General features: G+C 66.5%; 17 protein-coding genes. 12 read left to right on the top strand and 5 right to left on the bottom strand.

Annotated elements, in window-relative coordinates:
- Positions 1 to 81 precede the first annotated feature (81 nt).
- Positions 82 to 966 carry a hypothetical protein gene (locus tag QWL29_RS07710; RefSeq protein WP_305822305.1) on the top strand — a complete coding sequence of 295 codons (885 nt, stop codon included), beginning with the start codon at positions 82 to 84 and terminating at the stop codon, positions 964 to 966.
- Here QWL29_RS07710 and nudC read toward each other — a convergent pair.
- On the bottom strand, positions 963 to 1,781 hold the full coding sequence (gene nudC, locus QWL29_RS07705) for an NAD(+) diphosphatase (protein ID WP_305822304.1): 819 nt from the start codon (positions 1,779 to 1,781) through the stop codon (positions 963 to 965). The genes QWL29_RS07710 and nudC overlap by 4 nt on opposite strands.
- Positions 1,782 to 1,923: 142 nt before the next feature.
- Here nudC and QWL29_RS07700 point away from each other — a divergent pair, with 142 nt between their 5' ends.
- The 3 genes from QWL29_RS07700 to QWL29_RS07690 all read left to right on the top strand — a co-directional run bounded on the left by QWL29_RS07700 (position 1,924) and on the right by QWL29_RS07690 (position 6,050).
- Positions 1,924 to 2,976 (top strand): glycosyltransferase family 9 protein, encoded by a 1,053-nt coding sequence (locus QWL29_RS07700; RefSeq protein WP_305822303.1) that lies wholly within the window; start codon positions 1,924 to 1,926, stop codon positions 2,974 to 2,976.
- A 323-nt stretch (positions 2,977 to 3,299) separates the two neighbouring features.
- The gene (locus tag QWL29_RS07695; protein WP_305822302.1) at positions 3,300 to 5,087 is read left to right on the top strand and encodes a glycoside hydrolase family 2 protein; all 1,788 of its coding nucleotides are present in this window, start codon (positions 3,300 to 3,302) and stop codon (positions 5,085 to 5,087) included.
- A 135-nt stretch (positions 5,088 to 5,222) separates the two neighbouring features.
- Positions 5,223 to 6,050, top strand: a complete 828-nt coding sequence (locus QWL29_RS07690; RefSeq protein ID WP_305822301.1) for an AraC family transcriptional regulator — start codon at positions 5,223 to 5,225, stop codon at positions 6,048 to 6,050.
- A gap of 48 nt (positions 6,051 to 6,098) precedes the next feature.
- Here the strand turns inward: QWL29_RS07690 and QWL29_RS07685 are convergent, their stop codons facing one another.
- A complete protein-coding gene (locus QWL29_RS07685) occupies positions 6,099 to 7,301 on the bottom strand; it encodes an MFS transporter (protein WP_305822300.1) in 1,203 nt (400 codons plus the stop codon).
- A gap of 454 nt (positions 7,302 to 7,755) precedes the next feature.
- Positions 7,756 to 8,070 carry a DUF3861 domain-containing protein gene (locus QWL29_RS07680; RefSeq protein WP_305822299.1) on the bottom strand — a complete coding sequence of 105 codons (315 nt, stop codon included), beginning with the start codon at positions 8,068 to 8,070 and terminating at the stop codon, positions 7,756 to 7,758.
- A gap of 154 nt (positions 8,071 to 8,224) precedes the next feature.
- On the opposite strand from QWL29_RS07680, the gene QWL29_RS07675 reads away from it, so the two are divergent.
- Positions 8,225 to 9,268, top strand: a complete 1,044-nt coding sequence (locus tag QWL29_RS07675; RefSeq protein ID WP_305822298.1) for a lysozyme inhibitor LprI family protein — start codon at positions 8,225 to 8,227, stop codon at positions 9,266 to 9,268.
- A gap of 3 nt (positions 9,269 to 9,271) precedes the next feature.
- Here the strand turns inward: QWL29_RS07675 and QWL29_RS07670 are convergent, their stop codons facing one another.
- Both QWL29_RS07670 and QWL29_RS07665 read right to left on the bottom strand, forming a co-directional pair.
- Positions 9,272 to 11,221 (bottom strand): UvrD-helicase domain-containing protein, encoded by a 1,950-nt coding sequence (locus tag QWL29_RS07670; RefSeq protein ID WP_305822297.1) that lies wholly within the window; start codon positions 11,219 to 11,221, stop codon positions 9,272 to 9,274.
- Between the two features lie 2 nt (positions 11,222 to 11,223).
- On the bottom strand, positions 11,224 to 13,020 hold the full coding sequence (locus QWL29_RS07665) for a DEAD/DEAH box helicase (protein WP_305822296.1): 1,797 nt from the start codon (positions 13,018 to 13,020) through the stop codon (positions 11,224 to 11,226).
- Positions 13,021 to 13,166: 146 nt separating this feature from the next.
- Here QWL29_RS07665 and QWL29_RS07660 point away from each other — a divergent pair, with 146 nt between their 5' ends.
- From QWL29_RS07660 to QWL29_RS07630, 7 genes are all read left to right on the top strand, one after another.
- A complete protein-coding gene (locus QWL29_RS07660; RefSeq protein ID WP_305822295.1) occupies positions 13,167 to 13,715 on the top strand; it encodes a glutathione peroxidase in 549 nt (182 codons plus the stop codon).
- Positions 13,716 to 13,825: 110 nt separating this feature from the next.
- Complete coding sequence (locus tag QWL29_RS07655; RefSeq protein WP_305822294.1) at positions 13,826 to 14,185, top strand: DUF1428 domain-containing protein; 360 nt, start codon at positions 13,826 to 13,828, stop codon at positions 14,183 to 14,185.
- A gap of 257 nt (positions 14,186 to 14,442) precedes the next feature.
- On the top strand, positions 14,443 to 15,351 hold the full coding sequence (locus QWL29_RS07650) for a universal stress protein (protein WP_305822293.1): 909 nt from the start codon (positions 14,443 to 14,445) through the stop codon (positions 15,349 to 15,351).
- Positions 15,352 to 15,400: 49 nt separating this feature from the next.
- The gene (locus tag QWL29_RS07645) at positions 15,401 to 18,301 is read left to right on the top strand and encodes a monovalent cation/H+ antiporter subunit A (protein ID WP_305822292.1); all 2,901 of its coding nucleotides are present in this window, start codon (positions 15,401 to 15,403) and stop codon (positions 18,299 to 18,301) included.
- Entirely contained in the window at positions 18,301 to 18,645 is a 345-nt protein-coding gene (locus QWL29_RS07640; protein WP_305822291.1) for a Na+/H+ antiporter subunit C, read from the top strand. The genes QWL29_RS07645 and QWL29_RS07640 overlap by 1 nt, the downstream gene beginning before the upstream one ends.
- Positions 18,642 to 20,279, top strand: coding sequence for a monovalent cation/H+ antiporter subunit D (locus QWL29_RS07635; RefSeq protein ID WP_370663676.1), 1,638 nt, complete (start codon positions 18,642 to 18,644; stop codon positions 20,277 to 20,279). Before QWL29_RS07640 ends, QWL29_RS07635 begins: the two co-directional genes overlap by 4 nt.
- Complete coding sequence (locus QWL29_RS07630; RefSeq protein WP_305822290.1) at positions 20,276 to 20,794, top strand: Na+/H+ antiporter subunit E; 519 nt, start codon at positions 20,276 to 20,278, stop codon at positions 20,792 to 20,794. The genes QWL29_RS07635 and QWL29_RS07630 overlap by 4 nt, the downstream gene beginning before the upstream one ends.
- Positions 20,795 to 20,826: the final 32 nt, after the last annotated feature.

Below are 20,826 nucleotides of genomic sequence, written 5' to 3'. Positions count from 1 at the left end.
CGGATGCGCTAGCGTGAATGGGTTTTCATGCTAAAGGGAGGCGCTATGTTTGGCAGCTCGGTACTCGAATTGGCAATTGGATTGACGTTCTGTTACGGCACCGTGGCGCTGATCGTCGCCACCTTGCAGGAAGCGCTGGCGGCGGCATTCCGGCTGCGCGCCGACACCCTGCTGGCCGGCATCAAGAGCATGCTCAACGACCCGCGTTTCGACGCCCTGGCGCAAATGGTCTACGCGCATCCGCTGGTCAATCCGCACAGCAACGGCACGCCGGTCGACGAGCGCCACCTCGCGGCCCGTCCATCCTACATCGAACCGGCGCAGTTCGCGATTGCGCTGATCGACAGCATCCAGCGCGTCCCCGGCGATTTCGCGCGCCTGGGCGCCGACATCGACGCCATTGCCGACCCGCAGGTGCGGCGCGCCCTGCATGCGCTGTACGCGCGCGCCGGCGGCGACCTGGAGCGCTTCCAGGCGCTGGTGGCGGGCTGGTTCGACAACGCCATGGAACGCGTGTCCGGCGCCTATAAACGGCGCCAGCTGCTGATCTCGCTGCTGCTGTCGCTGCTGCTGGCGATCATGTTCAACATCGACAGCATCTCCCTGTTCCGCACCCTCTGGCAGCAGCCCCAGCTGGCGGCCCACATCGACGCCGTGCCCGGCGCCCTCGACGCCGCCACCCTGGGCAAACTGTGGGCGCTGCCGATCGGCTGGACGAGTTTCCCGCCGGTGTGGGATTCCGCCTTTGCCCTGCAGGCGGCCGGGTGGCTGATCACGACGGCCACCACCCTGTTCGGTGCGCCGTTCTGGTTCGATTTGTTGCAGCGGGCAGTACAATTGCGCGGGACTGGCGCGCGGCCGGAAGAAGCGCCGCGCACGCTGCCTGCTTCCATTCCAGTGAACGCGGCCGTTCCGTTGGTCCAGGTGCGTACGGCGCCGGCTTTACCGGCGGCGACCGAGACCTAGCGACCAACAGGCCGGTGCGCGTCCACCAGCACACTCGACACCGAGATGTGCGGCACGCGCTCCGGCCATTCGTCGCTTGGTCCGAACCAGCGCGCCTCGGCAAGCTCGCTGGCATCCACGCGGATCTCGCCGCCGGCGTAATCGGCGGTAAAGGCGATCATCAGCGAATGCGGGAAAGGCCAGGACTGGCTGGCGAAATACTGCAGATTCGTCACCCGCAAGCCCACCTCTTCCATCACTTCGCGGTGGATCGCTTCCTCGATCGACTCGCCCGCCTCCAGGAAACCGGCCAGCGGCGTGAAGCGCTTCGCCGCCGAGGCGTGGTGCAGCGCCAGCAGCACCTTGTCGTCCTTCTTGATCAGGACCATCATCGCCGGCGAAATGCGCGGGTAGGCCAGGTGGCCGCAATGGGTGCACTTGAAGCTGCGCTCGTGCTTCAGGCGTTCCATGGGATGCGCACAGGCGCCGCAGTAGCGGTGGGTGCGCGCCCATTCGGCGATCTGGGCCGCGCGCCCGGCCACGCCGAGCCATTCCTCATCCATCTCGCCGAACAGCGAACGCAGGCCGCGCCAGGCATGGCCCGGCGGCACGGCATCTCCTTCGCTCCATCCGGCCTGGCAATAGCGCTCACCCAACAAGCCGACCGGCTGCATGTGCGCCGGATCGAGGGCCAGCGTGGCCAGCGCCGCGGCGTCGGGCAGCGCCAGGTCGTGCTCGCGCACCAGCAGGCGGCCCCCATGGAACAGGAAGGTAAGCGGATCGGGATGGGCTTGCGGCGCCATCAGCGCCGTGAAAGTGGAAGGCGTATGCAGCATGGAAGGACTCGGATGAGAAGGTGTTTTCATGATACCGCGAGCCGTGCGCGTCCGCCCGCGCCTGTTTGAAAACCGTGCCGAACTAATCGCAGCGCAGCGTGCTCCAAGTAGACGGGACTGCTCATCCAATCGAGGAGGCACCGTGCAACGCCGTCCGCTTTTCCACCGGCTCGACATCGGTTCCGTGGCCGTGTTCCGCGCCCTGCACCTGGGCGGCATGCTGTGCGCGGTACCCGCCCTGCGCGCGCTGCGCACGGCGCTGCCGCGTGCGCGCATCACCCTGGTCGGCCTGCCCTGGGCGGGCCAGTTCGCCGCGCGCTTTCGCCACTACATCGACGATTTCCTGCCCTTCCCCGGCCACCCGCTGCTGCCCGAGCAGCCGGTGCGGCACGAGGAACTGACGCCCTTCTATGCCGGCATGGGCGCGCGCGGCTTCACGCTGGCGCTGCAACTGCACGGCAATGGCGGCATCAGCAACGAGATCGTGGCCGGCTTCGGCGCCCACGCCATGGCCGGCCACTGCCAGGGTAAACCGGTTCTCACCGAGCGCACTCTCCTGTTTCCCTACCCCGAGGTCGGGGCGGAATCCGACCGGCTGCTGCAACTGGTCGGGCGGCTGGGCGCCAGCGCGGTGGGCGACTACCTGGAATTTCCGCTGGCTCCGGAAGACCGGCAGGAACTGGAAGCGAGCGGCATCGCCGCTGGCCTGAAACCCGGCGGCTATATCTGCGTGCATCCCGGCGCGCGCAAGCGCGACAAGTGCTGGCCAGCGCGCCGCTTCGCCGAAGTGGCAGACCGCCTGGCCGCCGAATTCGGGGTCGACGTGGTGCTGACCGGTTCCGCCGACGAAGCCGACCTGGCCGGCGAAGTGGCGAGCCACATGCAGGCGCGCGCCGTGCATGCGGCCGCGCCGATCTCGATCGGGGCGATGGCGGCGCTGATGAAGCAGGCCCGGCTGCTGGTATGCAACGATACCGGCGTGTCGCACATCGCCGCCGGCCTGCGCCTGAAAAGCGTGGTCATCTTCAGCAAGGCCGACATCGCGCGCCGCGCGCCGCTGGACCGCGACAACCACCGCTGCATCTGGGACCCGGATGCGCAGCGCTCGGCCGCCGTGCTCCAGCATGCACGCGCGCTCCTGGCCGGGACCGACCCCAGCCGGCAGCGCAGGGCGGGAATGTGGCCGTACTGGTAGCGCGGCACTTGTCTTCTTCTCGCCACAGCAGCAGATTAAATTCGTGGTTCGCGGCGATGGCCGGTCAGGCGCCGCGGCCCGTGATCGGCACCGGCCCGTCGCTGGCGGACAACCGCAATACCGCATCGTGATACTGGGTAATCGAGCGTACATCGGGTTCGTGCAGCATCGCGCCTCCTGGTTGCGAGCAGGGTTGCTCGGCTCATCATTGGAGGCAGGTAGGGGCTTGAAAGTTCTGCGCCATTGGAGTGTACTTTACGAGAGCGCAAACACGCAGTGAATACGAATGCGGCTCCTCCCCCCACCCTGTTTTCACGACCATCATGCAAACGCTTGTAGACCCCCGCGCGCACCATCCGCGTCCCCAGATGGTGCGCCAGCAATGGGCCAGCCTCGACGGCTGCTGGGAATTCGCTTTCGACGACCTCGACGCCGGCCTGCACGAGCGCTGGTTCGACGGACGCGCGCTCCCGCAGCACATCCTGGTGCCCTTTCCCTATCAATCCCAGGCATCAGGCATCGGCACCCGCGAGGTCCACGAGATCATGTGGTACAGCCGCAGCTTCGAGGTGCCCGAAGGCTGGGACTACGGCGCCCTGCTGCTGCATTTCGGCGCTGTCGACTACCGCGCCGACGTCTGGATCAACGGCCGCGTTGCCGGTCGCAACCGCGGCGGCCACGTTCCGTTTTCCTTCGACATCGCGCCCTGGCTGAAGCCGGGCACGAACCGCGTCACCCTGCGCGTGGAAGACCGGCAAGACCCGTATCAACCGCGCGGCAAGCAGTCGTCTTCGGGCACGCCGGTGCGCATCTATTACTACTGCACCAGCGGCATCTGGCAAAACGTCTGGCTGGAACCGGTGCCGGCGCTGCGCATCGACCACCTGCGCATCATCGATGCGCACCCGGACGGCACGCTGGCCGTGACCGTCCACCTGCACGGCCCGGGGGGCGACTGGGAAGCCGAGCTCGACGTACTGGAGAGCCTGGACTCGGAACAGGTCTGCGCCACGGCGCGCGCCACCAGCCGCGGCGCCAGCCTGGGCCTGCACACCCAGGTACCCGATCCGCGCCCCTGGTCGCCTGCCGCACCGCACCTGTACAAGCTGCGCGTGCGCCTGCTCCATCGCGGCCAGCCGGTCGACAGCGTCGAGGCCTATGCCGGGCTGCGTTCGATCGAACTGAAGGACGGTTTCTTCCACCTGAACGGCAAGCGCACCTTTTTACTGATGGCGCTCGACCAGGGCTACTGGCCAGACACCCTGCTGGCCGCGCCGTCCGACGACGCCTTGCGCGCGGATGTGGAATGGGCGCGCCGCTTCGGTTTCAACGGCGTGCGCAAGCACCAGAAGATCGAGCACGAACGCTGGCTCTACTGGTGCGACGTGCTGGGCCTGATGGTGTGGGAAGAAATGCCGAACGCGCGCTCCTGGTCCGAGGAGTCGGAAGAGCGGCTCGAGCTGGAATGGCTGCGCGCGGTGCTGCGCGACGCGAATCACCCGTCCATCGTCGGCTGGGTACCGGTGGTGGAAAGCTTCGGCTTCCCGGAACTCACGCGCCACCCGCACCAGCACGACTTTTTGGAACGCATGGTGGCGCGCACGCGCATGGTCGATCCCTCCCGCCCGGTAATCGACAACGACGGCTGGCAGCATACCGACGTGACCGACATCTGCACCATCCACGACTATTCGCATCCGGTGGAAAAGCTGCTGGAGCGTTACGCCGGCACCCTGCTCACCGGCCTGCCGCCGGAAACCGGCTGGCACAAGGCGCGCGAACTCTTCCTGTCCGGCGCCCAGTACCGCGGCCAGCCGATCGTGTTTTCCGAAGTCGGCGGCTACCTGCTCACACCCGACGGCCCCGAGCGCCGCCGCGACCGCCTGTACGACCACTACGGCAACGTCGGCGACGTCGACGAGCTGGCCCAGCGCTACCGCACCCTGATGCAGGGCCTGGCCTCGCTCTCCTTCCTGGCCGGGCTCTGCTATACCCAACTGGTCGACGTCGAGCACGAACAGAACGGCTTGCTGACGGCGCAACGCGAACCGCGCCTGCCGCCGGAACAGGTGGCCGACCTGCATCGCCAGCTTTGGCCAGACGCCTGGTGAATTGTCGAATTTGCGGATAAGAAACAACGCATTGTCAGAATTTTCGTCCTGAACGCACGGAAATCTGCCAATTCGCTTCCCAATACTTAGCCATTCGTCCAGAATGGATATTGAATTCGTCAAATTCTTATTCTTATGGACAAGATCTCGTCGCTGGTGGGCCGTTACTCGTTTCGCGCACGTGTATTTTTCAATGGCGTCTTTTGCGACGCTAACTCTTTCCCGGAAGATCCAGCCGCGGGCCAGTTGCACCTGATCCGCTCCGGCCCGGTCGTCTTCCGCCAGGAGGGCGCCGAGCCCTTGCGCGTGGACGAGCCGGCGATGGTGTTTTATCCGCGCGGCAGTGCGCACACGCTGGAAATCCCGGACGGCGCCAGCGCCACCTTGCTGTGCGCCCACATCAGCTTCGAGGATGGCGGCGCCAATCCGCTGGCGCGCGCCCTGCCCGACCGCCTGTACCAGCCGCTGGGCGAAATGGGCGCCCTGCGCCAGACCCTGGAACTGCTGTTCACCGAGGCGGCCAGCCCCAGCCAGGGCCGCGAGGTGATCCTCGACCGCCTGTGCGACGTGCTGATGGTGCAGGTCTTGCGCAACGAGTTCGACAAGGGAGAAATGTCGATCGGCCTGCTGGCCGGGCTGGCCGACCGCCAGCTGTCGCTCGCGCTGGCGGCGATCCACGAGCGCGCCCACGAACCCTGGCAGCTGACTTCGCTGGCGCGCCTGGCCTGCATGTCGCGCGCGCGTTTTACCGAGCACTTCCGCAACGTGGTGGGCATGCCGCCCGGCGAATACCTGACGCGCTGGCGCATCGGCATGGCGCAGAACCTGCTGCGCAAGGGCTTGCCGGTGAAGGTAGTCAGCGCCCAGGCCGGCTATACGAGCGCGCCCGCATTCACGCGGGCGTTCACGACGATGGTGGGGAGTTCGCCACGGCAGTGGCTGAAAGACACGGCGCCGGCCTGAGATTGCTCTCAGCCGGCGCCGGCGGTACTGCTTCGGTTTAAAGCGGGATTACTTCAGCAATTTCGTACGGCTGGCGACGAGAGCGATCACGATCGACAGCACGCCGACATAGCCGATGGCCATCTGCATGCCGACGTGGCTGGCGATGGCGCCGATTACCGGTGGGCCCATCAGGGTGCCGCTGTAGGCCATGCTGGCCACGCCTGCCAGGGCGATCGGACCCTGGGCGCCGGCGGCGCTGAACACGAACGGGAACAGCAGCGACAGGCCGAGGCCGGCGATAGCGAAGCCACCGAGTGCAGCGTGGGCGCTTGGCGCCAGCACCGCGAAGAACAGGCCCATGGCCGAGACACAAGCGCCGACGGTCACCAGGCGCTGGGCGCCGAAGCGGGTCTTCAACTTGTCGCCCACCAGGCGCGAGACCAGCATCATGACCGAGAAGCACGACAGGGCCAGCGGCGCCAGGCCGTCGGTGGCGTTGAAGTGTTCTTTCAGGAACACGCCGCTCCAGTCGGCGATCGAACCTTCCGACATCGAACCCAGGAAGCCCAGCAGGCCCAGCAGTGCCATCGGACCGCGCGGCAGGGCGAATTTCTTCTTCTCGACCTGCTCGGTTTCGTCCGGGATGTTCAGCACTTGCGAAGCAGCCCACAGGATGGCGGCCATCGGACCAGCAACCATCATGAAGTGAATCGCCGGCGCGATCTTCATGCCGGCCATCACGCTGCCCAGGGTGGCGCCCGCCAGGCCGCCGGCGCAGGCCAGGCCGTGCAGCATCGACATTTCCGATTTACCCGTGGCTTTTTCGCGCTTGCTGGCGGCGGCGTTCATGGCCACGTCATAGGTGCTGGCGGTGACGCCCAGCATCAGGACGGCGCACATCACGCTGGCCACGGTCGGGGCGATGCCGATCGACACCAGCACGGCCAGCAGGGCCAGGCCCGAGTACAGCATGGTCTTGCGGGCGCCGCAGCGGCGCATCAGGAAGGACGAGACCGGGAACGACAGCAAGGCGCCAATACCGCCGCACAGCAGCACCATCGACAGGGCCGAGTGCGAGATGTTCAGGCGTGCAGCCATGGCCGGGATACGGCCGGCCCACGAACCCATGATCACGCCGAAGACGGTGAACATCACCGGCAGCGACAGGTTCTGGATCTGGGCGACGACTTTGCTGCGGCGCGATGCGGCAACGCTGCCAACGGCGCTTGCGGTGTTCAGGGTGTCGATGGCTGGAACAGTAGTTTGCATTTGGTATGAATCTATTTGTAAGAGCCTGTCTGAGCAGGAGTGTTCTAAGAGTCCGATCCAATCGGAAAAGTTTCCGCCTGGAAGAAATTTTGTGCTCGCTCTGCCGTTCGTAGCGCCTTGCTAACTGGAGCAGAAAAACAAACGCCAACCGAAAAAGTTGGCGTCAGGAAGCTGATGGAGAGCAATTTTACGCATCTCACCGCGCTTTTGCATTTTCCACGAAGAAAATTTTTATGCACGTTGCGTCAGGTTCACAGTCGGAATTTCAACTGTTAACAGAGGCATACGAGGTGTGATTTCTCTTGCATGTCGGCAAGCTACTTTTGCTCACCCGAGTGTAAGAGAGTGTGACGAAGGCTTGCAAAAGCCGCGACACATTGTTCTTTTTCGCTGGCATAAAAAAAGCCGGACACCTGTCCGGCCGACGGGATTTTGCTGCAGAGCAGCAGATGAGCTACTCGGGCTGTTTGTTCGCCGTGGCCGCGCGCATCTGTTCTTTGAATTGCGTCATGTAGTCGCGGTAGGCGGCGCCGATCGGCGCGAACAGGGGATCGTCGCGATGCTTGAGCATGACTTCGCTGAACAGCTTCATGCCCAGCGCCAGCGCGGCGGCCTCGTCGTGTTCGAAGCGCCCCGCGCTCCGTACCCGGGCGATGATCTCGAAGATGTCGTCGTGGTTGCCGGCCTCGAACGACAGCGGCGCCGGTGGATCGGCTTCCTTCTTGCCGCCTGTGTATTCGAGAGTGATGCGGAAATTGTGTGTACTCATCACTATTCCTTCCTGGTCCATGTTCAAAGGGGCATGATGCCGCAGCCACGCCGCACGCCGCGCCCGGGTTGGCCGTCTTGCGCCATATCACGACTTCTCTTCTAGCCTCACGGTAGCGTTGAAGCTTCCCACTGGAAATATTGAGGAGAACGCGATGACGACAGTAGCTTTTCCAATGCTGCTGGCATTGGTCCTGGCCACGGGCAGCGCCGCCGCCGCGCCCTACCCGAACGTGTACGGCGCGCCGCCCGAAGTCCTGCGCGGCAGCGACTGGTACCGCCAGTGCCTGCGCGTACGTGCCGACAAGCCGCGCCAGCCGCCACCGGGCAGCACCGAATCCGGCCGCTGCGATGCTTCCGCCCTCTATTACGACACCCTCAACACGCCCGATGCGCGCGAGGCCGCCTGGCGCCGCGTGCACGCCTGCGCGGCGCGTACGAATGCCCACGGCGTGCTGATGATGCTGTACGCGAACGGCCACGGCGTCATGCCGCAACTGGGCCTGGCCACGCGCCATGCCTGCAGCATCCAGAGTCCGGTGGGTGAAATGAAGAGCCGGGTCCAGCACTTGCAGCGCGTGGCCGCGAACCGCGAGCCGGGGCCGGTCGACGTCTGCGACGACGTGGCCGGCGCCGAGATGCGCGGCCAGTGCGGCGCGGTGCGCGAGCGCCAGCGTAAGGATTGGAACAACCGGCAACGCGCCGCCCAGCTGGCCACCCTGGCGCGCAGCTGGAGCGAGAAGGAGCAACTGGGCCTGGAAATGGCGACCAAGGCGGCGCACCATTTCGCCCAGCACCGGGTGGATTACGAAACCGACAAAGCAGGCGGCGCGGCACGTTCGCTCCAGCTGGACACCCAGGCGGCCGAACTCGATACCTTCGCCGCCGACGTGCTGGATTTCGAAGCCGGCCGCGGGCCGCGCTTCTCGGAAGCGGAATTCGCCAGCCTGGAAAAGAAGATGGATGCGCTCTACCGCCAGTTCATGCTGAACCGCTTGGCGAGCGGCGCCTACCTCGGCTCGATCCGCAAGACCGGCGTCGAAAAGACCCAGCGCGCCTGGCTCGCCTACCGCGATGCGATGGAGCTGTTCGGCGCGATCCGCTATCCGGCGCTGCCCGGCTCCGGCCTGCGCGCCCTGCTTACCGCACGCCGCATCAAACAGCTGACGGAGCTCGACAACGCCGCCTCAGGAAAGTGAGCTTCACTCGCCGAGGCGGAACAAGGCTTCGGCGTCTTGCGGCAACGCTCCGCTACTCAGCATCACCAGGCGGTGACTGGCACGCGTCATCGCCATGTACAGCTTGCGCGCATCGGCTTCGCGTCCAGCCGCGCCATCGAACAGCAAGTCTTCCATCCCCAGCAGGAACACCACCGCGCCTTCCAGCCCTGTCGCCGTTTCCAGGTTCGCCAGGCGCAGGTAGTCGGGGCCGTAGCCGGCGGGCGGCTGCTTCTTGTCCTTGTTCAGCCACCATATCTGCTGCGATCCCAGCGCGCGGCACAGGCGTTCGTAGAGCAGCTTCTTGGGCGTACCGGCGCCATAGATCACCAGGAAGCTGGACAGGGGCAGCTTGTGGGCATCGGCCAGCGCCACGATCTCGTTGACGGCGCGGTCGACCGCATCCTGGGGCGAGGCCACGCGCAACAGGATCGGCGGCGCGCCCTGCTCCATGCCGGCGTAGTCGGGCGCCAGGTAGTGCTCGGGGTCGTCCTGCACGGTGCGGTTCAACAGCGTGCCGGCCGTATGCAGGATCGCCTGCGTGGTGCGGTAGGAGCGCAGCAGCTTCTTGGTGCGGCCGGCCACGTCCAGGCCCGCGTTGCGCCAGCTGAGGCGGCTCTTCATGAAGCCCTGGTTCGGGTCGGCGCACAAGAACAGGCGGCCTTGCGGGCGCAGCGCCAGCTTCACGGTATGGAACCAGGACGGCGCAAAGAACTGGGCTTCGTCCACCAGGATGTGTTCGTAGCGTTCGAGGGCGGCATGATCGGTCGCGCGGCACACGTCGGTGGCGACCGCGCTCCACATGCGCAGGCCCTGCTCTTCCAGCGCGGCCGTAGTGGCCGCGAACAGCTGCCAGACTTCGCTGCGCTCTTTCGCCCGCAGCGCGAAGCCGCGGCCGGCGCGGCTGGTGTCCATGTATTCGGCTTCGCTGGCCACCAGCATCTCGTTCAGGAAGTCGAACTCCTCGATCAGCTGGGCTTCATTGAGTTTCAGTTCCGGCCAGCTTGGGCGCAGGCGGCGCAGCAGTTGCGGCAGGTGCGCGGGGTCGGACGGCATCGCCAGCGGCGCGCGGTACAGGCGGCGCCACTGGCGGTGGGCCCAGGCCGAATAGGTCGTGATCTCCAGGTTGCGCGGCAGGCTGCCGTTGGCGCGGTGCAGGCGCTCGCGGATGTCGGCCACGATCGGTGTGTTGTGGATGAGGATGAGCACGCGCTCGCGCGGATGCAGGCGCGCCAGCAACAGCGCGCGGCTCAGCGCAATCAGGGTCTTGCCGCTGCCGGCCACGCCGTTCACCAGGCGCACCGCGAAGTCGGTGGCGGCGGCGGCCTGCTCGTCGGGTAGCACCAGGTCCAGGTCCAGTTTGGAGGCCCATTCCTGCTGGGCGTCGAGGAAGAGGTGTGCCTGGTTGTTGCGCAGGAAGCGCCGCCGCGCCACCGAGGCCAGTGGAATCGCCGACTCGGGGAAGAAACGGGTGCGCAGGGCTTCGTCTTCTTCGGGCGAGATGGGCTGCAGCAGCGCCGCCAACCCTCCCGCGCCGTGTTCCATGAAGCGTTCGCGCGAGAGCAGGTGCAGGACCGGCTGCTCGCCCAGCTGGCGTGCCAGGGTCTGCGCTTCGGCTTCGCTGCAGGCCCAGAGCAGGATCAACAGCGGCAACCCCGGCGGCAGCTGCGCGCGCCAGGCTGCCAGTTGTTCCTCGAAGTCGGCGCGGGTGTCGTTGGCAAACAGTTGGGCGCCGTCGAGGGCGTCGAAAGGCGTGTCGACCACGGCCAGCGCCAGCCAGCCGCGCTCGGGATGCTCGATGAAGAGCTCGGGCGCAGCGGCCTCTTCGCGCAGGGGCTTACGCACCACGCTCAGCTCGTCGAGCGCATTCAGCACGCGCTTGAGCTGCAACTGGCGGCCGCTGGCGCGCGTCCATTCGGGGATGAAGAGGGCCATGCTTAGAGCTCGATGCGCCGTGCCTGCGCCAGCAGGCTGCGGTACAGCGCCAGCCAGCGCGCCATCTCGTCGTCGACGGCCTGGAATTCGGGCGGCAGCTCGGGGCCGATGATGACCAATTTGGTCATCGCGCGCGTGACTGACACGTTCAGGCGCTCGGGCTGGAAGAAGAAGCCGGCCACCGCGGCGAGAAAGCGCAGATTGCCGGCGGCGAGCGACAGGATCACCAGTTCGCGCTCCTGCCCCTGCATGCGCTCGACGGTGTCGGCCACGATCTGTTGCGCCGTGTGCCAGCCGAGGCGCTCGGCCAGCACGCGGCGCACCGTGCGGCCCTGGGCACGGAAGGGCGTGACGATGCCGATGTCGTGCGGCGCCAGGCCGCCGGCAAGCGCCGCTGCGCACAGCCCGGCCACCCGTTCGGCGTCCTGCACATTGCGGCTGCGCGCCGTGGCGTCCGTGGTCGGGATGAAGACGGCGCTGGCCGGGTCACGCAGCACGGCGTCGAACACATCCGGGTCCGCGCGTTCGGCCAGCACCAGCTTGCGTGCGCGGTTCGGCCCTGCCGCGCGCAGGCGGCCGTGGTAGAAGGAGGCACTCGGCCAGGCGGTCAGTTCCGCGTTCAGGCGGTAGGTATCGGTCAGCATCACGCTGTCGACGTTGTGCGCGGTGAGCTTGGCGAAGATCGAGCCGGGGATGTCTTCCAGCACCGAGCGCGCCAGCAGCACCGGCGGCAGCTGCTTCTGGTCGCCGATAAAGACGAAACGGCTGCCGCGCCGCATCGCCATCAAGGCCAGCGGCAACGTCACCTGGCTGGCCTCGTCGAAGATCACGGTGTCGAACTCGCAGTTCTCCAGGCGATAGGTGCAGGTGGCGAACGGCGTGGCGCCAACCACGTAACCGCCTTCGGGCCGGCCATGCCATTCGGCGAAGCTGTCGGCGCCGCTCACGCCCTCCAGGCCGAGCGCTTGCGTGCCGCGCCCGATCTTGGCCACCTTCACGCCCTGTGCCGCGATCTTGTTCAGTGCATTGTTGACCGCCATGTGGGTGTGCGACGTGACCAGCACGCGCTCGCCGCGCTCGACCAGCAGGCGCGCCGCCAGCGCCAGCACGCGCGTCTTGCCGGTGCCGGGCGGGCCCTGGATGCAGGCCACCTGCTCGGCCGCCAGGATCTTGCCGACCGCCTCGGCCTGGGCGGCGTTCAGGCCCGCGGCCAGGGCGGCGGCTTCGGCTTCCTCGAAGTCGCGCGGGTCGAACGCATCGCTGATGCGGCCATCGAGCAGCGGCATCAGCATGTAATGGGCGCGCGAGGGCGGGATCGCCTGGCCGATGTCCTCCAGCACCTGGTCGTAATACTTGGACAGGTCGAAATCGTCGGGGTCGACGTAGCAGGGCGTGTCGCCGAATTCCTTCACGATGGCGGCGGCCTGGCGCACGCGCAGCAGCCAGCGGTCCTCGTCCTCGGCCTCGAAGGCGGCTTCGCGCGCGATCATGGCCGTCAGCGGCGAGCCGCCGTGCAGGCAGACCAGGTCGCCCTCGCGAAAGCGCGAGTCGGTGCCGTCGGTGTAGGCCCAGACGGTGCCGGTTTCAGGGCCGTTTTCGAGTTTCAGGAAGCGCTGGCTCATGCCCTTGGCCAGGCGGTCCGCCAGCGGCTGGCGCCAGATCTCGAACAGCTGCTCCTGGGCCGCCTCGCGCTCGGCCTGCACGAACGTGCGCAGGCCGTCGAGCAGGCGCGCGTACCGGTGCGACTGCTGGCGTGCGCGCTCGGCTCTGGCGCTCTGTTTGTCGGCTGGCTCGGTCATGGAAGGCTTTTTCGTGAAGCATGGCTTATAAGGCGGCGCACGGCTGGCGTCAAGCACAGGCGGCCGCTACGCATGTGCAGCAGCCGTCAGCGTAGTTTTCCGGGGCGAGGTAGGATGATGTTTTTGCCACTACCGGATACACAACCATGAGCGCCAACCTGTACGACATTCCCCTGCACCGCCTCGAAGGCCAAGCCGCCTCGCTCGACGCTTACCGCGGCAAGGTCATGCTGATCGTGAACGTTGCCTCGCAGTGCGGCCTGACCCCGCAGTACTCGGGTTTGGAAAAATTGTTTGAACAATACGAAGAGCGCGGCCTGGTCGTGCTCGGCTTCCCGTGCAACGACTTCGGCGCCCAGGAACCGGGCAGCGAAACCGAGATCGCGGACTTTTGCCAGCGCAACTACGGCGTGCGCTTCCCGATGTTCGAGAAGATCGAAGTCAACCGCGAAGGCCGCCACCCGCTCTACCGCGAACTCATCGCGGAGCAGCCGCAGGCGCAGCAGGCCGAGGGCAGCCAGTTCGGCGACAAGCTGGCCCAGCACGGCCTGAGCCCGAAAAACCCATCAGATGTGATGTGGAATTTCGAGAAGTTTTTGGTCGGCCGCGATGGTAAAGTGATAGGCCGCTTCGCACCGGACATGAAACCGGACGATCCGGCGCTGGTGTCCACAATCGAGGCCGCGCTCGGCTAAATCGCATCGGTTCGACATGCAGGTTTAGACGTACGTCATGCCCCGCGCGGGCCCCAGGATTTTTTGCTTGTCGATGAGGTCTCAATCACCTTTACAGCGAGGAGAACATCATGGCGTATGTCGATGGTTTCGTGATTCCCGTTCCAAAAAACAAGCTCGATGCTTACCTGGAGATGGCGCGCAGTGCGTCCGCCATCTGGCGCGACCACGGCGCCATCGAGTTCCGCGAGTGCGTGGCGGACGACGTCAAGCCCGGCCAGCTGACCTCCTTCCCCCAGAGCGTCAATCTGCAGGACGACGAAGTCGTCATCTTTTCCTGGATCGTCTACCCCTCGCGCGAAGTGCGCGACGCCGCCAACGACAAGGTCATGAACGACCCGCGCATGGCCGAATACATGAAGCCGGAAAACATGCCCTTCGACGGCAAGCGCATGATCTACGGCGGTTTCGAGATGCGGGTCGATTCCTAGCGCCCGCCTGCCCGCATCGGATTTCTATGGATTCGCTCAAACAATTGTTTTCACATAAAAACAATTGTTGAGCTTAACCATGGAAATTCGCTGCGCTCGTTGCCGCCAGCTGTCCTTGCCAAGTCAACAATGGTTTCACAAGGCTAACGCGTTGCCGCAATCCATGTAAAAACAGTACAGTGAGGCTGGTCTTTATCCAGTCCTGTGCGGAGGTTTGCGTGAACGAAGGGTACGATGCGTTACAGCCACGGAAATTGTTGCTCGCCACCGATCTGAGTGCGCGTTGCGACCGTCCGCTCGAGCGCGCCAAGGCGCTGGCGGCGCAATGGCATGCGCAGCTGACGCTGCTCACAGTGCGCGAAGGTCCGCAAGTGCCGGCGGAAGTCGTGCAATGGCTGGCCGGCAGTGAAGCGAGCACCGAAGCGGACTTCGCCGCGCGGCGCGACATCGCCCGCGAATTCGAGGGCGCCGGCTTCCCCGTCAAGCTGCAGTTTGCCGACGGCGACGTGGCCGATGCCATCCTGGCGGCGGCTGCACAGAGTGACAGCGAGCTCGTCATCGTTGGCGATGCGCGCATCAATACCCTGGGCGAAATCTTCCTCGGCTCGACCGTGGAGCAGGTAGCCCGCGAGCTGGCGCAGCCTGTATTGGTGGTGCGCCAGCGCACCCGTGCTCCCTACGCGCGCATCCTGGTGCCGACCGATTTTTCCCCAGTCTCACAGCTGGCACTGGAAACCGCCGCCCGCCTCTTCCCAGATGCGCAATTGATCGTCTTCCACGTGCACGAAGCGGGGTCCGAGGGCCTGGCCGACCATGCACGCAGCGGCGACGCCGCGAGCGGCAGTGCAGGCAGCAGCGCAACTGGCCATGTCAACGGCGGCGCAAACGCCAGCGCCATCAAGCTGCGCTGCGAACAATTTATCGACGGCTGCACGCTGGCGCCCGAGGTGCGCGCCCGCATCGCCATCGACAGCGCCGCCGGCACGCCGGAACTGCTGACCGCCCGCTACGCCCTCGAACACGGGGTCGACCTCGCCGTGCTTGGCCTGCGCAGCCAGTTCGGCATGCTGCGCCTGTTCATGGACAGCAAGGGCGAGCAGGTGCTGCGCGGCCTCGACTGCGACACCCTGCTGGTCAACATGGGAGCACGCGATGGGGGCCGCTGACATGCACACGCCCCGGCGAACGCGTCCGCCGCGCCAGGCAGGATAGTCCATGCTCGAACTCCTGGTCCTCCTCCCCTTCCTCGGCGCTTTTGTTGCCGGCTGCATGCCGGACGGATCGCGCAACCGGCCCTTCGGCGCCGCCGCCCTGGCCACCGGCCTGGCATTGGCGCTGGCCATCTCCCGCTTCGACGACGTCGCCTCGCGCGACATCCTGAAGGCCCACTACGAATGGCTGCCCGCCTTCGGCCTCGACCTGGTGCTGCGCATGGACGGCCTGGCCTGGGTATTCACCGTCATGGTGCTCGGCATCGGCCTGCTGGTGCTGCTGTACGCGCGCTACTACATGTCGCCGCGCGACCCGGTGGCGCGCTTCTTCGCCTACATGATGGCCTTCATGGGCGCGATGCTGGGCGTGGTCCTGTCCGGCAACCTGATTCAACTCGTGGTGTTCTGGGAACTCACCAGCCTCACCTCGTTCCTGCTGATTGGTTATTGGCAAAGCCGCAACGACGCCCGCCGCGGCGCGCGCATGGCGTTCACGGTGACCACCACCGGCGGCCTGTGCCTGCTGGCGGGCGTGCTGGTCATTGGCCACATCGTCGGCAGCTACGACCTCGATGTGGTGCTGGCCGCCGGCGACCGTATCCGCGCCCACGACCTGTATTTGCCGGCCCTGATCCTCGTTGTCCTGGGCGCGCTGACCAAGAGCGCACAATTCCCCTTCCACTTCTGGCTGCCGCACGCAATGGCCGCGCCGACGCCGGTCTCGAGCTACCTGCACTCGGCCACCATGGTGAAGGCCGGGGTGTTCCTGCTGATCCGCTTCTGGCCGGCGCTGTCCGGTACCGAGGCCTGGACCTGGATCCTCGGCAGCGCCGGCGTCTGCACCCTGCTGATCGGCTCCTTCTTCGCCATCTACCAGAACGACATGAAGGGCTTGCTGGCCTATTCCACCATCAGCCACCTGGGCCTGATCGTCGTGCTGCTCAGCATAGGCACGCCGCTGTCCGTGGTGGCGGCCGTGTTCCACGTGATGAACCACGCCGTGTTCAAGGCATCGCTGTTCATGGCGGTAGGCATCGTCGACCACGAGACCGGCACGCGCGACATGCGTGTGCTGCGCGGTCTGCGCCAAGCCATGCCCTACACGGCGGCCCTGGCGATCGTCGCCAGCGCCGCAATGGCCGGCGTGCCGCTGCTGAACGGCTTCCTGTCGAAGGAGATGTTCTTTGCCGAGACCATGATCGTCGGCGGCACCGAGGACTGGTCGATGTCGGTGGCCGCAGTGCTGATGGGCGTGTTCAGCGTGGCCTATTCGCTGCGCTTCATCAGCGTCTTCTTCGGGCCGCTGGCGGAGGACCTGCCGCACCACCCGCACGAGCCGCCGCACTGGATGCGCTTCCCGGTCGAATGCCTGGTGGTGCTGTGCATCGCGGTCGGCGTGATGCCCGAGCGCGTGGTCGGGCGCGTGCTGGAAGTGGCGGCCCACTCCGTGGTCGGCCCCGACATGCCGGAGTACGACCTCGGCATCTGGCACGGTTTCAATCTGCCGCTGGCGATGAGCATCGTCGCCCTGCTCGGCGGCCTGGCCTTCTACATCGTGCTGCGGCGCCGCTTCAACCTGGCCGAGCGCGACCGCGTGCCGGTGCTGCACCGCTTCAAGGGCGCGCAAGCCTACGAGAGCGCCATGCTCGGCCTGTCCACCGCGTCAAACTGGCTGCTGCGCCGCGCCGGCACGCGCAAGCTGCAGCCGCAACTGCTGCTGCTGATGCTGGCGATGGTCGCCGTGCCCCTGCTGCTGGTGCGTCCGCTGCCGCAACTGGCCATGCCGGGCCTGGCCGACATCGACATCCTGTTCGCCCTGTTGTGGCTGATCGGCGCGGCCTGCGCGCTGGGCGCGGCCTGGCAAGCGAAATACCACCGGCTGGTGGCGCTGATCCTGGCCGGCGGTGTCGGCGTCGTGGTCAGCCTGACTTTCCTGTGGCTGTCGGCGCCCGACCTGGCGCTGACCCAATTGATGGTGGAAACCGTGACCACGGTGCTGATCCTGCTCGGCCTGCGCTGGCTGCCGCCACGCCTGCCGCCGCCCGGCCTGGCCCGGCGCGTGCCGCGTTCCACCTGGCTGCGCCGCGCGCGCGACGGCTCGATCGCCGTGGCCGGCGGCCTGGGCCTGGCGGCCGCCACCTGGGCCCTGCTCACCAGCGAACCGACCAAGACCATCAGCGACTTCTACCTGCTGCGCGCCTTGAACGAAGGCGGCGGCGCGAACGTGGTGAATGTGCTGCTGGTCGACTTCCGCGGCTTCGACACCATGGGAGAAATTACCGTGCTGTCGGCGGTGGCGCTGACCGTGTACGCGCTGCTGCGCCGCTTCCGCCCGGCGCCGGAAAGCGTGGCGATTCCGGTGCAGCAGGCCAGCGACGTCGATCCGGCCGTGTCCCAGCCGCCGGCGGTGCAGGCGCGCAGCGGCTACCTGGCCGTGCCGGCCGTCTACCTGCGCTTCCTGCTGCCCTTCATGGGCATGATCGCGGTGTACTTCTTCATGCGCGGCCATAACCTGCCCGGCGGCGGTTTCGTCGCCGGCCTGATCTTCGCCACCGCCCTCATCGTGCAGTACATGGTGGCCGGCACCGACTGGGTCGAATCGCACCTGCGCCTGCGCCCGCACCGCTGGATCGGCTTCGGCCTGCTCACCGCTTGCCTTACCGGCATCGGCGCCTGGGCCTTCGGCTATCCCTTCCTCACCAGCCACACCGCGCACGTGACGCTGCCGCTGCTGGGCGAAATCCACATCCCGAGTGCCTTCGTCTTCGACCTGGGCGTGTTCCTGGTGGTGGTCGGCACCACCATGCTGATCCTGGTCGCGCTGGCGCACCAGTCGCTGCGCAGCCACCGCATGCCGCCCGGCGCCAATCGCCACGCCATGCCACCGACCAAGGAGATCGCCTGATGGAACTCGTCATCGCCCTGGCCATCGGCATCGTCTTCGGCTCCGGCATCTGGCTGCTGCTGCGTCCGCGCAGCTTCCAGGTACTCACTGGCCTGATGCTGATGTCCTACGCCGTCAACCTCTTCATCTTCATCATGGGCCGGGTCTGGCTCGATAAAGCCCCGTTCACCCCGGCCGGCACCAAAGTCGACCCCAGCCAGCTGGCCGACCCGCTGCCGCAGGCGCTGGTGCTGACCGCCATCGTGATCGGCTTCGCCACCACGGCCCTGTACCTGGTGGTGATGATCGGCGCGCGCGGCCTCACCGGCACCGACCACGTGGACGGGGAGGAACCCGAAGTATGAGTTTGACGCAGAGTTTTTCCCAGCACCTGGTGATCCTGCCGATTTTGCTGCCGCTGATCTGCGCCGCAGTGCTGGCGCCGTTCACGCAAGGCGCGCACCGCCTGAAGTTCGGCCTGGCCTATGCCTCGGTGCTGGGCCAGCTGGCGCTTGCCGTGATGCTGATGCTGCAGACCGACCGCGAGATCTGGCAGGGCGGCATCGGCGTCTACCTTGCCGCCAACTGGTCCGCGCCCTTCGGCATCGCCCTGATGGCCGACCGCCTGTCGGCGCTGATGCTGCTGCTCACCAGCGTGCTCGCCCTGGCCGCCCTGCACTACGCCATGCAGCGCTGGAGCCGCATCGGCGTGCACTTCCACCCGCTGTTCCAGATCCTGCTGATGGGGATCAACGGCGCCTTCCTGACGCACGATTTGTTCAATTTGTTCGTGTTCTTCGAGGTGATGCTGGCCGCGTCGTACGGCCTGGTCCTGCACGGCTACAACGCCGAGCGCCTGCGCGCCAGCATGCAGTACATCGCCGTCAACCTGGCCGCCGCCCTGCTGTTCCTGCTCGGGACCGCGCTGATCTACGCCACCACCGGCACCCTGAACATGGCGGATCTCGCCGCGCGCATCGCCGCCATGCCGGCCGAGAGCACGGGCCTGCTCAAACTCGGCGTCACCGTGCTGGTGCTCGCCTTTTTGGTGAAAGCCGCCATGTGGCCGCTGGGCTTCTGGCTGCCCACCACCTATGCCGCCGCGTCGCCGCCGGTGGCCGCCATGCTGGTGTTGATGACCAAGGTCGGCGCCTACGTGATCCTGCGCCTGTGGCTGCTGCTGTTCTCGGAAGGATCGAGCGCCGGCTTCGGCTTCGACGCCCTGCTGTGGGGCGGCATGGCCACCATCGTGTTCGGCGCGGCCGGCATGCTGTCGACCGACACGGCCGGGCGCATGGCCGGCTACAGCGCCGTCATTTCGTCCGGCACGCTGCTGGCGGTGATCGGCTACGGCCAGCCCTCGCTGGTGACGGCGGGCCTGTACTACCTGATCGGCTCGACGCTGGCGGTGGCCGCCTTCCTGCTCCTCATCGAACTGATCGACCGCATCCGCTCCCCTGCCGCGGCCGTGCTGGCGCTGACCATGGAAGCCTGGGCCGTCGACGACGAGGAACCCGACGACAGCCCGAACGAGCCGCGCGGCAAAGGCGTGCCGGCGGCGATGGCCTTCCTGTCGGTGGGCTTCGCCGCCTGCGCCCTTATGATTGCCGGCCTGCCGCCGCTGTCGGGCTTCGTGGCCAAGTTCGGCATGTTCCACGCGCTGCTCAATCCCGAGGGCGACGCCGTGCGCAGCGCCGGCTGGACCCTGATGGCGCTGATCTTCGTGTCGGGCCTGATCTCCATCATCTCGATGCTGCGCTTCGGCGTGCGCACCTTCTGGGCCACGCCCGTGGTCACGCCGCCGCGCCTGCACCTGTCCGAGGTGGCGCCGATCACGGCCCTGCTGCTGCTGTCGGTGGCGATGACGGTGCAGGCACGGCCCCTGTTCGACTACCTCGGCCGCGCCAGCGCCGACATCCACCGCCCGGCCAACTACATCGAGCGGGTACTGCAGGAGCCGGCCGTTCCCGGCCCGGCCGCCAGGGGAGACGCGCCATGACGCGCTGGCTTCCCTACCCGCTGGTGACGCTGGCCCTGTGCATCCTGTGGCTGCTGCTGAACCAGGCCTTCGACCCCGCCAGCATCCTGCTCGGCGCCTTCCTCGGCATCGTCGTGCCGCTGCTGGTGCGTAACCTGCAGCCGCTCGGCTACCCGCGCCTGCGCGCGCCGCTGGTCTTCATTCGCCTGATCGGCATGGCCGGCGTCGAGATCGTGCGCTCCTGCTTCAACGTCAGCCGCATCATCCTGATCGCCGATTACGCCAATGTGAATGCGCAGTTCATCCGTATTCCGCTGACCATCACCGATCCCTACGGCCTGGCCATGCTGTCCTGCCTGATCAACATGACGCCGGGCACGGTCTGGGTCGAGATCCTGGAGGACGGCTACCAGCTCTCGCTGCACGTGTTCGATTTGCACGACGAGCAGTGGTGGATCGACACGATTAAAACCCGGTACGAACAACCCTTGATCGAGATTTTTGAAACGGAGGCAGCCCGTGGCGACCCTGCTTGAGTTATCCGTCGGCTACGCCCTGGTGTGCGTGC

This window comes from Massilia brevitalea (assembly GCF_030711405.1).
Lineage (GTDB): Bacteria > Pseudomonadota > Gammaproteobacteria > Burkholderiales > Burkholderiaceae_D > Telluria > Telluria brevitalea.
The sequence above is the reverse complement of the archived record's forward strand: the minus strand, read 5'-3'. Positions and strand labels throughout refer to the sequence as shown.

What these genes read in the sequence shown, in the direction of transcription:
- QWL29_RS07635 (WP_370663676.1), top strand. Translation starts at nt 18,642, where the DNA reads ATGAGTTTGACGCAGAGTTTTTCCCAGCACCTGGTGATCCTGCCGATT.
- nudC (WP_305822304.1), bottom strand. Translation starts at nt 1,781, where the DNA reads ATGCTGCATACGCCTTCCACTTTCACGGCGCTGATGGCGCCGCAAGCC.
- QWL29_RS07665 (WP_305822296.1), bottom strand. Translation starts at nt 13,020, where the DNA reads ATGACCGAGCCAGCCGACAAACAGAGCGCCAGAGCCGAGCGCGCACGC.
- QWL29_RS07680 (WP_305822299.1), bottom strand. Translation starts at nt 8,070, where the DNA reads ATGAGTACACACAATTTCCGCATCACTCTCGAATACACAGGCGGCAAG.
- QWL29_RS07690 (WP_305822301.1), top strand. Translation starts at nt 5,223, where the DNA reads ATGGACAAGATCTCGTCGCTGGTGGGCCGTTACTCGTTTCGCGCACGT.
- QWL29_RS07655 (WP_305822294.1), top strand. Translation starts at nt 13,826, where the DNA reads ATGGCGTATGTCGATGGTTTCGTGATTCCCGTTCCAAAAAACAAGCTC.
- QWL29_RS07695 (WP_305822302.1), top strand. Translation starts at nt 3,300, where the DNA reads ATGCAAACGCTTGTAGACCCCCGCGCGCACCATCCGCGTCCCCAGATG.
- QWL29_RS07660 (WP_305822295.1), top strand. Translation starts at nt 13,167, where the DNA reads ATGAGCGCCAACCTGTACGACATTCCCCTGCACCGCCTCGAAGGCCAA.
- QWL29_RS07630 (WP_305822290.1), top strand. Translation starts at nt 20,276, where the DNA reads ATGACGCGCTGGCTTCCCTACCCGCTGGTGACGCTGGCCCTGTGCATC.
- QWL29_RS07685 (WP_305822300.1), bottom strand. Translation starts at nt 7,301, where the DNA reads ATGCAAACTACTGTTCCAGCCATCGACACCCTGAACACCGCAAGCGCC.
- QWL29_RS07670 (WP_305822297.1), bottom strand. Translation starts at nt 11,221, where the DNA reads ATGGCCCTCTTCATCCCCGAATGGACGCGCGCCAGCGGCCGCCAGTTG.
- QWL29_RS07675 (WP_305822298.1), top strand. Translation starts at nt 8,225, where the DNA reads ATGACGACAGTAGCTTTTCCAATGCTGCTGGCATTGGTCCTGGCCACG.
- QWL29_RS07640 (WP_305822291.1), top strand. Translation starts at nt 18,301, where the DNA reads ATGGAACTCGTCATCGCCCTGGCCATCGGCATCGTCTTCGGCTCCGGC.
- QWL29_RS07645 (WP_305822292.1), top strand. Translation starts at nt 15,401, where the DNA reads ATGCTCGAACTCCTGGTCCTCCTCCCCTTCCTCGGCGCTTTTGTTGCC.